Origin of the sequence: Rhodoligotrophos appendicifer, from assembly GCF_007474605.1 — a bacterium.
In the GTDB taxonomy this organism is placed as follows: Bacteria; Pseudomonadota; Alphaproteobacteria; order Rhizobiales; family Im1; genus Rhodoligotrophos; species Rhodoligotrophos appendicifer.
This window is the reverse complement of the sequence record NZ_VHKL01000007.1, coordinates 105,088-118,701: the sequence shown is the minus strand read 5'-3', so window position 1 is coordinate 118,701 and position 13,614 is coordinate 105,088. Positions and strand designations below refer to the sequence as shown.

Genomic DNA, 13,614 nt, shown 5'->3' with positions numbered 1-13,614 from the left:
GTCTCGGCCACCACAAACCCTAGTTGCTTGGATCGTGACCTTCGGACCCAACATCGGCCTCGGGCGCATACCCATCGACCCCGAGGAGCTTGAATGCCCGGATAACAGACCGATTGACAAGGAGATCTGGCAGCGTCTTTCGAAGCCGATTTCGAAGCTTATTGCAACGTTGTCCCCGCCTGCAACGCCTTCTCCACTGGAAAGGCGCCTGCGCTGGGTGAGCGAAGCCCTCTCGCTTAACTCGCCGGACAGGGAGGTGATAAGCTACCTCGCACGCCGCAAGATTCACACCCAGCTGGCAAGCTTAACCGAGGCGCAGTGTGGCCGCATCGGTGCTTTCCGAAGCAACGATGACAACATTCTGACGGCGGCGAGGTTCCTAGGCTGGACGGAGAACGCTCTTCGGACCCGACTTGACAGCGCGGCACCTCTTCTCCGGTTTGGTCTGATCGATGTCAACTTTCCTGGCGATGTCGAAGCAAACGAGACCCTCGTCCGCATTGCCACCGCCCCGACGCAGAGCCCGAAAGTCCTGCGCAACATGCTTGTCGGTAGCACGCATGCCAGTACCTCGCTCGACTGGAGTGACTTCGCTCATCTCGGCGAGGAAGCGGAATACGCAAAGCGGCTGTTGAACGCAGCTCTTCGGGACGCGCGGCCCGGTGCCAATCTGCTGCTGCATGGTGTTCCTGGTTCTGGCAAGACCGAATTCGCAAAGCGCGTCGCCTGCGAAGTTGGTGCTGATCTGATTGCCATTGGGGAAGCTGATCACCTGGGTGGCGAGCCTAATCGAAGCGAGCGCCTAAGCCATCTGCTGCGTGCCCAGTCCCTCGTCATGTCGGGGGAACGGATTATTCTCTTCGTCGACGAGGCTGACGACATATTCGTGGGCAACGATTCGAACCGCCGGAGCGATCGTTCGGGCTCAAAGGTATTCCTGAACCGTGTGCTCGAGGCCACGCCTATTCCAGTGATCTGGGCCACTAACGACGCTGGCAGCCTTGGGCTTGCCGCCCTCCGCCGCATGGCCTTTGCTATTGAATTCCGCACGCCGCCGGCCAAGGCGCGGGCAACCGTTCTGGCCCGTACCTTGGCTGCATACCACTGTTCGCTGGCGACGGCCGACATCAGGGCGCTCGCCCGCCAGTTCCCGGTGGGGCCGGCACTGTTCGAAAGTGCCGTCAAGACCGCAGCCGCCCTCGGTGGCGGTGCTGACGAGATCCGCAAGGCAATCACTGCCGTCGGGCGTGTAGCTGCACCGAACATAATGCGCGGCATGACTGCCGACGCTATGCGTACAGCGTTCGACCCAAGGATCAGCCGAGCCGACTGCGACTTGGTCAGACTGGCGGAGCAGATTGGCAACGCCCCTTGGCGGGCGCTTTCGCTCTGTCTCACCGGACAGCCAGGGACCGGCAAGAGTGCCTATGCCCGTTACCTCGCGGAGATTATGGACCTCGAGGTCATCGAGAAGCAGTCGTCCGACATCTTTGGCATGTTTGTGGGCCAGACCGAGAGGGCCATCGCGGACGCTTTTCGCGAGGCTATCGACCAAAACGCTTTCCTAATCTTCGACGAAGCCGACTCCCTATTGCGCAAGCGTGAGTTTGCTGTCCGATCCTGGGAGGTTTCTCAGGTGAACGAGATGCTGACCTGGATGGAACGCCATCCTCTCCCCTTCGCCTGCACGACAAATCTGGCTGCAGACCTCGATGTCGCCGCACTCCGTCGCTTCACCTTTAAGGTCGAGTTCCTCGCCATGAACGAGCAACAGGCGGCGTTGTCCTTCATGAGCTGGTTCGCCGCGCCCGCTCCAGCCTCGCTCGCCGCACTCGAAGCCCTGACGCCGGGTGACTTCGCTGTCGTTGCCCGCAAAGCCCGCATTCTGGGTGCCGTCGAGCCCGAGCAACTGGTTTCCTGGCTGCGCAATGAGGTCGATGCGCGGGCCGGTCTCAAATCATCGCCTATCGGCTTCTCAGCATCTCTCTGAACGGAGGGCTACATGCAAATCCGGATTCACCGCGGCACGCGCGAAATTGGCGGTTCCTGCGTCGAGGTCGAGCATCGAGGCGCCTCTATCGCCCTAGATTGTGGCCTGCCCCTCAATACCGATGACATCGACACTGTTTCCATGCCGGACATTCCAGGCCTTGTGGATGACCGGGAGGGCTGCATCGGCGCAATTCTCTCCCATGGTCACCGCGACCATTGGGGCCTTTTGCCCCGCATCCGCTCTGACCTTCCCGTAGCGATGGGTAATGCCACAGCGTCGATCCTCCAAGCAGCGAAGATGTTTGTGCCGGGAGGCTATCTACCCCTTAACCGCCTCGACTTGATGGATGGCAAACCTCTGGTCATGGGTCCCTTCACGATTACGCCACGCCTTGTCGATCACTCGGCATTCGATTCCTACGCCATAACGATCGACGCCGGCGGCAAGCGTTTGTTCTATTCTGGCGACTTGCGTGGCCATGGCCGCAAATCCGCTTTGTTCGAGCGTCTCGTCGCCGCGCCACCCCCTTTCGTCGATATGATGATCATGGAAGGCTCGACTATCGGCCGCCTTGACCCAGGATCCAGCTTTCCGACAGAGACAGACCTAGAGAATGAATTCGTCGATGCTTTCACATCGACCCGCGGCATGGCCCTCGTCGTCTGCTCCCCGCAGAACGTTGACCGCGTCGTCACCCTTTACCGTGCTGCCAGGCGCAGCAATCGGAATCTCATCATAGATGCCTATGCCGCCGAGATCCTAAGATCTACCGCCCGCCATTCAATCCCCAAGGTGGGATTTCCTTCTCTGAAGGTGTTCCTTCCAAAATGGCAAAGATTTTTCCTTGTATCTACCGGAATCGCGTCGATCGTTGACTCATACAAGGATCATCGGATCTGGCCTGAGAACCTCAAGAGCGAAGCAAAAGGAACAGTGATGCTTATAAGACCTTGGATGATTCATGAATTAGGTCATCTGAATTCACTGGACGGATCGATAGCAATCTGGTCCCAATGGGAGGGTTATCTCAGAGACGGAAAGGGCGCCGAATTCAAAACAGTATGTGACTCGCACGAGATACCGCTGAAACTGATCCACACATCGGGTCACGCCAGCATCCCCGACCTGCAACGACTGGCCAAAGCTGTAAATGCAGAAAGGCTCGTGCCCATCCATACCTTCCAGCGCGACCAATTCCCAAACTTGTTCGACAACGTGACCGTCCTCGACGACGGCGAATGGATGGAGGTTTGACCCATCGGGCAGTTTGACAGGAAGCTAAGCGTTGGCTTGATGAAAGCTTTAATTAAGCTCGCAGAAGACCAGCAACCGAATTGGTGGAACGAGACACTTCGCAGCAAGGATCTATTCGTCGCCGTCCGCGATGGTTATTTGAACGCCTATGTGAATGGCCAAAGTGTCTTCCGCATCGAGGGAGAACGTGGCCCTGACGGCATCCGCCCGCGGGTGGCGATCCACTACAAATATCTGCTTAAGCCAAGCGTCGCCAAAGGAACAGAATATGTAACCTTCGATGGCATCCGATTTCTGCAGAAAGGCCAGCCGCTGGATCCACAGTCAATCGTCCAGACCGGCTACAGGCCAGGAGAAACGCTGACCGAATTAATCAAAGCCGCGAAAGTCTACTCGAACGCCGAAAAGCAGGGCGTAGCTGAGATCATTAAGAAAAACCTGAATGTCATCGACGTCGAGGCCGCCTTTGCCAAGCCGTCGGACAATGGCGGACGGACTACCGCCCCGCGCCTGGATATTGTCGCGCTTCAGAAAGTCGACCGAGAAACTGCAGCGCTTGTTTTCTACGAGGCCAAGCGAGCATCGGATACCCGTCTCCGATCCAATGGCGGAGAACCCGAAGTCGTCGCGCAATTGAAAAACTACAGCCGCTTCTTGGAAGACCATTCCGAGCAGATCGTTGAGGCTTACAGGAACGCCTGCAAGGCTTTGGTAGATCTCCGAGCACCAATACAAACCATCAAGACTGACGATCTGATTCAAGGCGCAGCCTGCGGTAAGCTCAGGATTAAAGTGGATACCAAGCCACGTCTAGTGGTCTTTGAATTCGACGCCGCACAGAAGGGCGGCGATGCCTTTAAAAAGCGTCATGCTGCCTTAATGGAGTTTGGCATCGTGGTTCGTGCGAAGGGGAATCCAAAAGACTTCAATTTGACACGCGACTAAGTCCAATCACTTGCACTTCTGAAATTTTCCATATGATTGGGAAGATGACCATGCCGAAACACTTGATGATATCAGTTGACTGGTTTGGACCTTATGCGACTGCAGAGTCTGCCCACGTAGCGGCCAAAGCTGATTACGAAGACGGACTTTATATGTGCATTGGGTGTTGCGACCAACAAACCCAGGCCCAGCTTCAATATATAGGAATAAGCACGCTGCTGTATAAACGTGTCAGAATAGGAAGGTTGCATTTCAAAAAAATTATAAGTGACCATCAGTTTTGGCTTGGAGAAATAACTACAGCTGAGCCCCCGGGAAAAAAAATAAAAGTTTCAAAATCAACTTTAAAATATGCAGAATGGCTACACGCTCGTTTTCTCAACCTTCCTTTTAATGTTATGAAAACGAAAACCATTCCAGATCGAAGCGTAACTGTCTTAAATAGATGGTTTGATACGACATACGATAATATATCGGAAAGACCTCACCCAGATTGGCCAGACTTGATCGACTTTCCATCTTACGGGCTGCCAGCACGTGCTGTTTGGTTCGGTTCCAGACAAGAGATTTTTTCAGCACCAGCATACAGACTGAACGATGGACGCTAATAAGGAATCTCACGGCATCGCCGGAAAATCTCCCCGACGATGCCCCTCCACCATCTTCCGCAGCGCCTCCGGTGCCAGCACCTCCACCCGATCGCCCCAACTATACAGATGCCAGCACATCTCAAGATGCCCTGCCGCTCTGAAACGTACCACAAGCGATCCATCGGTCTGTTCTTCCAGCTCCTGCTCGGGGTGAAACTGATAGCCCCTCGCCTGCCCCGCCGCATCTGACCGGAACCTCCATACAATCTCTCCATATTCGTCGTCGCGCTGATAGACCCCGAATGCCCGGTTCGCGAAACGCTGAAGGTCGAACCCGTCAGGCCGCAGGAACATCTCCGTCGTTACTCGGACTGCCTCGATCGCCTCAAGTCGATAGCTTCGTACCGGCCCCTCCCCGTCCTCCACTGGCCGCCCCACCAGATAGCGTCGCACACCCGACAACACGCCGTAAGGTTCGATCCGTCGAACCCGTGCGTCTTCGTCCTGGTAGCCTCGGTAGTCTATTTCCAGGACCTGGCAACCTTTGATCGCCTCGGAAATCGCCTCCGCTACCACCGGGTCCCATTTCGGTTTGGGCCCCGGCCGAGCGACGAAGCCCTGCGCCTCCAGGAGGGCCTCATGGTCTGGCTCGATGCGTGCGATTGTCGTTCGCGGCACCAATGACAGCATCTTGTCTCTGAGCTGCAGAACCAACCGGGCATCCGCGTCATGTCCCGCATGGCCGAGATGGCTGATGGCGAAATCCAGCGCCGCTAATTCCTCGGGCTTCAAGGTCATCAACTCGCGCAGATGACCACCCTGCATCCGCCAGCGCTTGCGTCCGTCATCGCCCGTTGCCGAAGCAACGTCGGGAAAGGCGTTCTCCAGCGCCACCAGCATGCGTTGCGCGGTGCGATAAGAACAGTTGAACCGATCGACGATCTCCTCAAGGGAGACACCGCGGCGTCCAGCGGCCATTGCCGCAAGATTCAGCAAATCCTCGGCTTTTGCAAAAGACATCCCCCCGGATCCCCTTCCCGCCAGTTTTTGTCGTCTTATCCCCATACTACCTTTGCGATAGACTTGTGCAACGTGGAGCTTCATGAAGAACCAGAATGGTCACATTATCCTTTCACCCAGCGACCTCGTGCGGTTTCAGGCCTGCGAGCACGCGACGGAGCTGGATTTGCGCTTCGCACGGGGGGAGGATCTGGAGCCAGACGAAGATGATGCCAATTCCGCCCTGCTACAACGCAAGGGCCACGCCCATGAGGCCTCCTACCTGCGTGACAAAGCGGCGGGGGACGTCGTGGAGATCTCCAGGGAGCGCGGCTTCGAGGCTGCCGCAATTGCCACGCGCGAAGCCATGCAGGCAGGCGCACCCAATATCTATCAGGGCGCCCTCTCCGCCGGGATCTGGCAGGGCTGGTCCGACTTCATCGAGCGCGTCGATCGTCCATCCGCCTTGGGCGATTTCTCCTACGAAGTCGTTGACACAAAGCTGAAGCGCCACGCTTCCCCTGCCCATGCCCTACAGTTGTCAATCTACTCCCGCGGCCTCGCCGAGATCCAGGGAGTTCAGCCGGACCTCGCCCACGTTGTTCTAGGAACTCAGAAGCGAGTCTCGATCCCCCTGAACGAAATATCTTCTTATGCCGGCCGTCTCAGTCGACGCCTTGAAGGATTCATTACAAGCCCATGGCCCACGCTGCCCGAACCGGTGGGAGCCTGCGGTTTCTGTCGGTGGCGAAGTCGTTGCGATGACCATTATTCAGCTACCGACAGCCTCGTTCGCGTCGCCGGCATTACCGGCCTCCAGCGCCGCCGCCTGACGGGCGCTAACATCCGCACCCTGGCCGATCTGGCCGCCAATATTACTCCTGTGCCCCGTATGCACGCCGACACCCTTGCCAAGCTTCGCAGCCAGGCCCGGCTTCAGTCTGCTCGCCTTTGTGGTGGAGGGCCAACGTTCGAGTTGAAGCGTCTCGAACCTTGCCGCGGTTTCGCCCGCCTGCCCCTTCCATCCCCAGGCGACATCTTTTTCGACATGGAGGGTGACCCTCTGGTCGAAGGCGGCCTCGAATACCTATTTGGCCTCTACTGGGAAATTGATGGCAAAGGAGAGTTCAAGTCCTGGTGGGCGCATGACGCCGAGGCCGAGCAAGGTGCCGTCATCGCGGTCCTCAATGCTTTTGCCGAACGCCTCACCCGCTATCCTGATGCCTTTATCTATCACTACAACCACTACGAGGTGACTGCCCTCAAGCGACTTACCCAGCGCTATGGCGTTGGCGAGGCCGTTCTTGATCACCTCCTGCGCAACCACCGCTTTGTCGATCTCTATCGCGTCGTCGGCCAGAGCATCTATGCCTCCGAGCTTGGCTACTCTCTGAAGGATCTCGAAGCCTTCTATCTGGAGAAGCGTACAGGAGAGGTCGCCAACGCCGGCGACAGCATCGTTGCCTATGAACAGTGGCTCGAAACAGGTGATGCACAGATCCTCGACGACATCAAGCGCTACAATGAGGTTGACTGCCGTTCCACAAAAGGCCTCCGCGATTGGCTCCTCTCCATCCGCCCGCCCCACGCCCAATGGTTCGAGCATGTCCTTGAGGGCGAGACAGAGGCCGATGAGCAGGATGAATCCCGCGAAAACCTCAGGGCTTCCATTGGTACCGCCCGGCCGCACCTCGGCGACGATGTGGCCGACTTGCTCTTTGAGTTGAACTTCTTTCACGCCCGATCGAACAAGCCGGGCTGGTGGGAATATTTCGACCGCCAGGAGAGGGATATCGCCGCCCTGGTCGAAGACCTCGAAAGCCTCGGCGGCCTCACCGCCATCGGCAAGCCCCAAGGGCTCGAGCGGCTCTATGAATATCCCCAACAGGAGACCAAGCTCCGGGAGGGATCCACTGTTGAAATGCGCGGCGATCAGCGGAGGATTACGATAGAGAGTTTCGATCGGGCCCGAAATCGTGTCCGCCTTGCTTTCCCCAAATCGTTTGACGTCCTGCCCGATGCCCTCGACCTGATCCCCTCGGGACCGCTGCCTGTGAAAGTGATCGAAGCGGCAATCGCCCGCGTGACCAACACCATGGTGAAGGGTGACGAAGCTTATCGCGCCATTGGTGACTTTCTCCAGCGTCGCCAACCGCGTCTCGCTGGCCGCAGGTCGGGCGCACCCATCCTCGCTACAACGGATACGACAGCCGGTACCGTCGCGGCGATCGCTGCTCTCGACGACACTTGTCTCGTGATCCAGGGCCCCCCGGGCACGGGCAAGACCTATGTCAGCGCCGTCGCTATTGTTGAACTCGCCGTCGCCGGCAAGCGTGTCGCGGTCTCTTCCAATGCCCACAAAGCCATAGATAACCTGCTGATGGCCGTCGCGGAACACGCCCGTCGAAGGGGCGTGACCATTAATATTGTCAAGAAAGTCGGTAGCGGCGATAGCGGCCCCGAAGACCCCATGGTTCGCAGCGTAACGAGCAACAGCGCGACTGCCTTGAAGGTGGCGAACGTCGTCGGCGGGACCGCATGGTATTTTGCCCGCCCCGAAGTGGACGGTAAATTTGATCACGTCTTCATCGACGAGGCCGGACAGGTTTCCATCGCGAACACTGTCGCCATCGCCGCCTGTGCTCGCAATCTTGTCCTCGTCGGCGACCAGATGCAGCTTCCCCAGCCCATTCAGGGCATTCATCCTGGCGAGAGCGGCCTTTCCGCCCTCGATTATCTCCTAGCGGGGCACCACACGGTCCCGCCCGATCGTGGCATCTTCCTGCCGGTTTCCCGACGTATGCATCCACGCATTTGCCGCATCGTTTCGGATCTTGTCTACGAAGGTCGGCTGGTCAGCGACGAAGGCGCCGCCCGCCATAGTCTCGACGCCCCCGGCCTCCCTCCCGCTGGCATACTCTTCGAAGAAATCGCCCACACCGGAAATGCGCAGTCCAGCAAGGAGGAAGCCGCCCGCATCGAGAAACTCTATGCCCGACTGCTCAAGGCCCGCTTCACCGATCGCGAGGGCGTCCAGCGTCGTCTGACCACGGCCGACATTCTGGTGGTCAGCCCGTATAACGCGCAGGTCAACCTGTTGGCCGAAACTCTGCCTCACGGCGCCCGCGTCGGCACTGTGGACCGCTTTCAGGGCCAGGAGGCCCCCGTCTGCCTGATCTCCATGGCCACTTCGTCCGGCGACGAGATCCCGCGCGACATCGCCTTCCTCTTTAGCCTCAATCGCCTGAACGTCGCCATTTCCCGTGCACAGGCCCTGTCCATAATCATCGCCTCGCCCCGGCTCCTCGACGTCGCCTGCGGCACACTTGAGGAGATGCGCCTCGTCAACGCCCTTTGCGCCCTGCAGGACTATGCAACCGTACACAAACACGACAAGATCTGACGTCTCCCCCGCCTATGTTGAAATCATCAGCAGAGGGAGGATTTTGCCATGTACACAATCCACGCCGAAAAGCGCTGCAACCAGCGCGGCATCCGTCACGACGTCGTCGAGATCCTGCTCACCTACGGCGAGCGTCGCTATCGCGGAGGCGGCGCGAGCATCTGCTACATGGACAGATCAGCCCGCCACCGCGCCCGCCGCGGCCTTGGCAACCAAACTTACGCCCGCGTCGCCGACCGCCTCGACACCTATATCGTCCTCGCCGAGGACGAAGCCATTATTACCGCCGCCCCGCGAAGGGGCAGGTTGAAAGTTTGAAGAAGGACCCCAGCATGAATGAAGAATCAGTTGGAGAGCAAAGCCTCGCCGTCGACATCGAGTCCAAACTTGCAGATCTCATAGATGATCCGAGCTTTCACGATCTGCACAACAGGATGGACAAGTTCAATCTTTTTGAGGCCATAGGAGGTGTTCGCGCGGAGTTGCGTCATTCAAATTTTCTCGGGTTTCTCCTATCTCCTGCGAGGCCACATGGCCTCGGTTCGCAAATTCTTCTCGGTTTTCTACGGGGCGTAATTGAGAAAATTCATCCCCACTCAAGGCCGGTAAAAACTTTAGAACTCATTGTCGGCGATATGGACAGTGCAATTGTGCACAGAGAACGTGCCAATATCGATATACTGATTGAAATCGACGACCTCAAACTGGTCGTATTGATAGAAAACAAGATTGGAGCGAATGCCGGTCCCGGACAATTACTTCATTACAGGAATCTCGTTGCTGGAATGTATCGAGAGAACACGAGGTTTATCTGTATTTACCTGACGCCAACGGGGAAAGCCTCAAAAGAAGACGGCTATGTCGAATTTTCTTATTCCGAATTGGCACAACTTATAGAGCGCAATATCAACACTAGTTCGGGAACCCAGGCGCCATCTATGTCACTGATATTAAATCATTATGTGGACATGCTTAGGAGAAATGTTGTGGCAGACGAACAGCTTCAGGAAATTGCACGCAAACTTTACGATCGTCACAAAGAGGCAATCGATTTTATCATCGATAACCGGCCCGATGACAGCGTTTTAGCGGTGCTAAGGCCGATTATACAATTAGATTCGACTCTTCAGCAGGACCGTCATGGAGCGAACATTCTTCGGTTCATTCCACAAGAGTGGGACATCCCGGATCTTAAGAGATGTGATCCTGAAGACTGGACTCGAACGGGTCGAAACTTACTGTTTGAAGTAAAAACGGCTGCAACTGGGGTTTATAGAAACCGTGTTGTTGTCGCCCTTGTTATGGGCCCTTCTGATCAGGAGTTTCGCAAGCGGTTATACAACATGGCACTGGATACGCCGGGGCTGTTTAAGAGAGCAGTGAAACCCATGGGGGCAAAGTATGCCTCAGTTTATCTACGGGAACTTTTATCAACAAAGGCAGCAAACGAAATGGACTTCGATCAAATGGCCGAAACGGTCCAGAAGAATTGGGCTGATTTCGTGAATTCTGATCTTAAACTCTTAACCGCGGCAGTCTTGGAAAACATCTCGGTGAGGTGACCTTTGTTAAGACTGCCTCATCCGACGTCGCACCAACCCCGCGGCGAGCACTGGAACATCAACCGGCCAATAACACGCCGGCCGCGGCCGCTTAATCCCGTTACCCTCCATCGGCCGGCAGGCCAGGATCGCAGCACTCCACCGTGCCGGAATGCCCGCTCCCCCGTCCGCCGCCCCCAGCAGCGCGCCGCAGATCGCGCCATTTGTGTCCGTATCGCCGCCCTCGCCGACTGTCGCAATTACCGCATGCTCTACCGTCGTACCGATCGCTAGGTGCCGGAACGCGTTCTGGAAGGCTGTCAGCACCCAGCCCTGCTGATGCATGAAATCCTCCGGCCCGTGACCGCTCCGAGCCAGTGCCAGCGCGCGCTGTAACGAGGCCGCCGATGCCTCCGGCATAACCGACTCGGCTGCGGCCAGCATGGCGTCACGATCGTCACCGGCCACGCCCACGTGGATCGCTGCTACGAAAGCCGCCGAGGCGGCCTGACATACCGGATGCGGATGGCTCAGCAGCGCATCCTGGCGCGCGGCGGACGCCGCCTCGGCCGCATCCCACGCCCATAGCCCGATGGCTGCGCAGCGCATCAGCGCCCCATTGGCCTGGCTGTCCTCGCTCGCCGCCGAGCGGGCCGAACCGGCCCTGTCATCGCGCCCGCTGGCGGCTGCCGCAAAGGCGCGCATGGTCGTCCCGCCAATGTCGAACGGCCGCGACAAGTACCAATCTGCATAGGCCGCGGCCACCGGCTCCGAATCCCACGCTGCCTGCCCGACCAGCACCCGCGCCAGCGCCAAGGCCAGTTCACTGTCGTCCGTCGGTTGCCCCGCGATCGTGTTCCATACGCCACCATCGGCCAGGTCCCGTACACCGTCGGGATACAGCTCCGAAATGGTCTCCGGGTCCTTGAACTCCACTAGAGAGCCAAGGGAGTCCCCTGAGACCTGCCCCATCAGACAGCCGACCGCTCGGTCCAGCATCACATCGGACACTTACCCTCTCCCGTGAGGACAAGAACGGCGCTCCGAAGCCCAATCGCAAACGACCTTTCCGTCTGCCGCCACTGCTATCAGCTTCGATGCGTCAAGCACGGCCTCCCCATCCCACCGGTAGGCGCACAGCACCCCGTCTTGAGCAATACTGAAATCCAGGCACGCATAATGCTGCGTCTGCAGCATCGGCGCACCGTTCAGCCAATAGTGCCCAAAGAACACCGGCTTACCCGGCGGCGTCACCAAAATTTCTGCCGGAAGCGCTGAATCCGGCAACATTTCAGGATCTTCCACGCCAATAGCGCCGAGCCGGTAGGTTGTAGCCGCGCGATCCCACCATTTGATCCTGGCCGACCGCCGCTCATGCCGATCCTTGTCCCGAAAAAAAGCCCCATTTGGCAACGGCAGCTCGATTCCCTTCAGCAGGATCTCCGCCGCCTCGAAGACGGGATCACCTTCGACAAAGACTCTGGCAAATCCTTCCTCGGTCAAGACTGAGTCAGGCCGCACGAGTGGCGCAAGAATATCCATGCTCGGCGTATGCCAGCAGGCATGCACGACACCAAACGGCCCCTGATCCAGCCACAGCGGCAACGTCTTGAACCAACTGACGATCTCCCGATGCAGAGGAGACTCCTCTCCGACCGCCTCCAGAAACCGAGAATGCTGCTGCCTGTTTTTGGGGCTATGGGGTCGAGCGGGCCTTCCGTCGGGCCACTCAGTCGCCCATCCGATCGCGTTGAGCTCATGATTTCCCATGAGAACCGTTGCCGTCCCCGCCTCCTGCATGCGACGGGCGATAGCTACACATTCCAGCTGCAGCGAACCTCGATCGATCAGGTCACCCACGAAGATCAGATGGCGCTCCGGATGTCGCCAGACATTTTCTGTCTGCTCGTACCCGAGTGCGGCCAGCATCCCTTTGAGCGCCACCCCATATCCGTGCACATCGCCAATAATATCGAAGCCCACAACATACCTCTCAGACAGACCAAAGGATAATGAGAACCAGCAGCAGGAAGCCGAGCCACATCAGCCGGGCCACGGGTCCCTCCCTCAAAGTGAAAGTGGAGGAAAGCCCTCGTACCAATTGGCATGACTGCCCTCGTGATTTTCCATTCCAGGCTTTGTCAGGCAGCCTTTTGGCGCGACGTAACTGTCGATCCTTCGCTCGGGCTGCTCGTGCCAGTTGATGTTGAATGCTGCAAGTTTGGGGAAGAAGGCCAGGGTCGAATAGGGGAGATGGTCATGGATCCACCACGCCATCTCTCGCCAGTCTGCGCCTTCCGAATACCGGGCGGCAAACCAGGGCACAACCACACAAGCAGTTGCCCCCATGCATCCCTGGGCATCCCGACGGTCCCAGATGTGATGGGCATAATTGTTCTCATTGCTGGCGCAATTCAGATCGTGATCATTTCCAAAGCCATTTACCGCGCAGGACCGATAGGCCGAACGGATGGCCAGCCGTCCAAAACTCGCCTGCAGCGGTTCCAGCAAATCTTCACAGAGCCGTCTGCCGGCGGCAATCGCCAGATCCGGATCATCAGGAATGTTTGCAATTCCATGAAATGCGGAGATTTCAGAGTATAGGAAGTCCCGCATGTAGAAGTTAGCCGACAACTGTTCCCGGCCGAACTCCTCCAGAGCGTTGATGCTTTTGATTGTTTTCATTGTTCCCCAGCTACCATGGAAGTGCTTCACTCAGCTAATTTTTCGCCCCATACGGATTTGGGTTGAGTACCAGTGTCCTACGCCAAAATTAGTCACATTGATCATTGTGATCCTAAAACGGGAGTACAAAAAAATAGTGTGCATAATGCAGAATAAGTTGCTGGCGCATGGGACGAGTGACTGGACCCGCTCTGTCGCATGTGC

At 57.6% G+C, this 13,614-nt stretch carries 11 protein-coding genes; 7 read left to right on the top strand and 4 right to left on the bottom strand.

Annotation, left to right across the window (positions count from 1 at the left end; genetic code table 11):
• Positions 1 to 256: 256 nt before the first annotated feature.
• The 4 genes from FKM97_RS16305 to FKM97_RS16290 are packed head-to-tail and all read left to right on the top strand — an operon-like array spanning position 257 to position 4,800.
• Positions 257 to 1,990 (top strand): AAA family ATPase, encoded by a 1,734-nt coding sequence (locus FKM97_RS16305; protein WP_170240954.1) that lies wholly within the window; start codon positions 257 to 259, stop codon positions 1,988 to 1,990.
• A 12-nt stretch (positions 1,991 to 2,002) separates the two neighbouring features.
• Positions 2,003 to 3,247, top strand: a complete 1,245-nt coding sequence (locus FKM97_RS16300) for an MBL fold metallo-hydrolase (protein WP_144293499.1) — start codon at positions 2,003 to 2,005, stop codon at positions 3,245 to 3,247.
• A 36-nt stretch (positions 3,248 to 3,283) separates the two neighbouring features.
• Positions 3,284 to 4,192 carry a hypothetical protein gene (locus tag FKM97_RS16295; protein ID WP_144293498.1) on the top strand — a complete coding sequence of 303 codons (909 nt, stop codon included), beginning with the start codon at positions 3,284 to 3,286 and terminating at the stop codon, positions 4,190 to 4,192.
• Between the two features lie 50 nt (positions 4,193 to 4,242).
• On the top strand, positions 4,243 to 4,800 hold the full coding sequence (locus FKM97_RS16290) for a hypothetical protein (protein WP_144293497.1): 558 nt from the start codon (positions 4,243 to 4,245) through the stop codon (positions 4,798 to 4,800).
• Between the two features lie 9 nt (positions 4,801 to 4,809).
• Here the strand turns inward: FKM97_RS16290 and FKM97_RS16285 are convergent, their stop codons facing one another.
• The gene (locus tag FKM97_RS16285) at positions 4,810 to 5,802 is read right to left on the bottom strand and encodes a helix-turn-helix transcriptional regulator (protein ID WP_144293496.1); all 993 of its coding nucleotides are present in this window, start codon (positions 5,800 to 5,802) and stop codon (positions 4,810 to 4,812) included.
• Between the two features lie 82 nt (positions 5,803 to 5,884).
• Between FKM97_RS16285 and FKM97_RS16280 the strand changes: the two genes are divergently transcribed.
• Genes FKM97_RS16280 through FKM97_RS16270 form a run of 3 tightly spaced genes read left to right on the top strand, consistent with a single transcriptional unit; the run spans position 5,885 to position 10,746 of the window.
• Positions 5,885 to 9,184: a TM0106 family RecB-like putative nuclease gene (locus FKM97_RS16280; protein WP_144293495.1), complete on the top strand. Its 3,300-nt coding sequence runs from the start codon at positions 5,885 to 5,887 to the stop codon at positions 9,182 to 9,184.
• Between the two features lie 48 nt (positions 9,185 to 9,232).
• Complete coding sequence (locus FKM97_RS16275; protein ID WP_144293494.1) at positions 9,233 to 9,502, top strand: hypothetical protein; 270 nt, start codon at positions 9,233 to 9,235, stop codon at positions 9,500 to 9,502.
• Positions 9,503 to 9,516: 14 nt separating this feature from the next.
• Complete coding sequence (locus FKM97_RS16270) at positions 9,517 to 10,746, top strand: PDDEXK-like family protein (RefSeq protein ID WP_144293493.1); 1,230 nt, start codon at positions 9,517 to 9,519, stop codon at positions 10,744 to 10,746.
• 6 nt (positions 10,747 to 10,752) lie between these two features.
• Here FKM97_RS16270 and FKM97_RS16265 read toward each other — a convergent pair whose 3' ends face one another.
• The 3 genes from FKM97_RS16265 to FKM97_RS16255 all read right to left on the bottom strand — a co-directional run bounded on the left by FKM97_RS16265 (position 10,753) and on the right by FKM97_RS16255 (position 13,410).
• Entirely contained in the window at positions 10,753 to 11,736 is a 984-nt protein-coding gene (locus FKM97_RS16265; RefSeq protein ID WP_205015105.1) for an ADP-ribosylglycohydrolase family protein, read from the bottom strand.
• Entirely contained in the window at positions 11,737 to 12,708 is a 972-nt protein-coding gene (locus FKM97_RS16260) for a metallophosphoesterase (protein WP_144293492.1), read from the bottom strand.
• 84 nt (positions 12,709 to 12,792) lie between these two features.
• Complete coding sequence (locus FKM97_RS16255; RefSeq protein ID WP_144293716.1) at positions 12,793 to 13,410, bottom strand: hypothetical protein; 618 nt, start codon at positions 13,408 to 13,410, stop codon at positions 12,793 to 12,795.
• Positions 13,411 to 13,614: the final 204 nt, after the last annotated feature.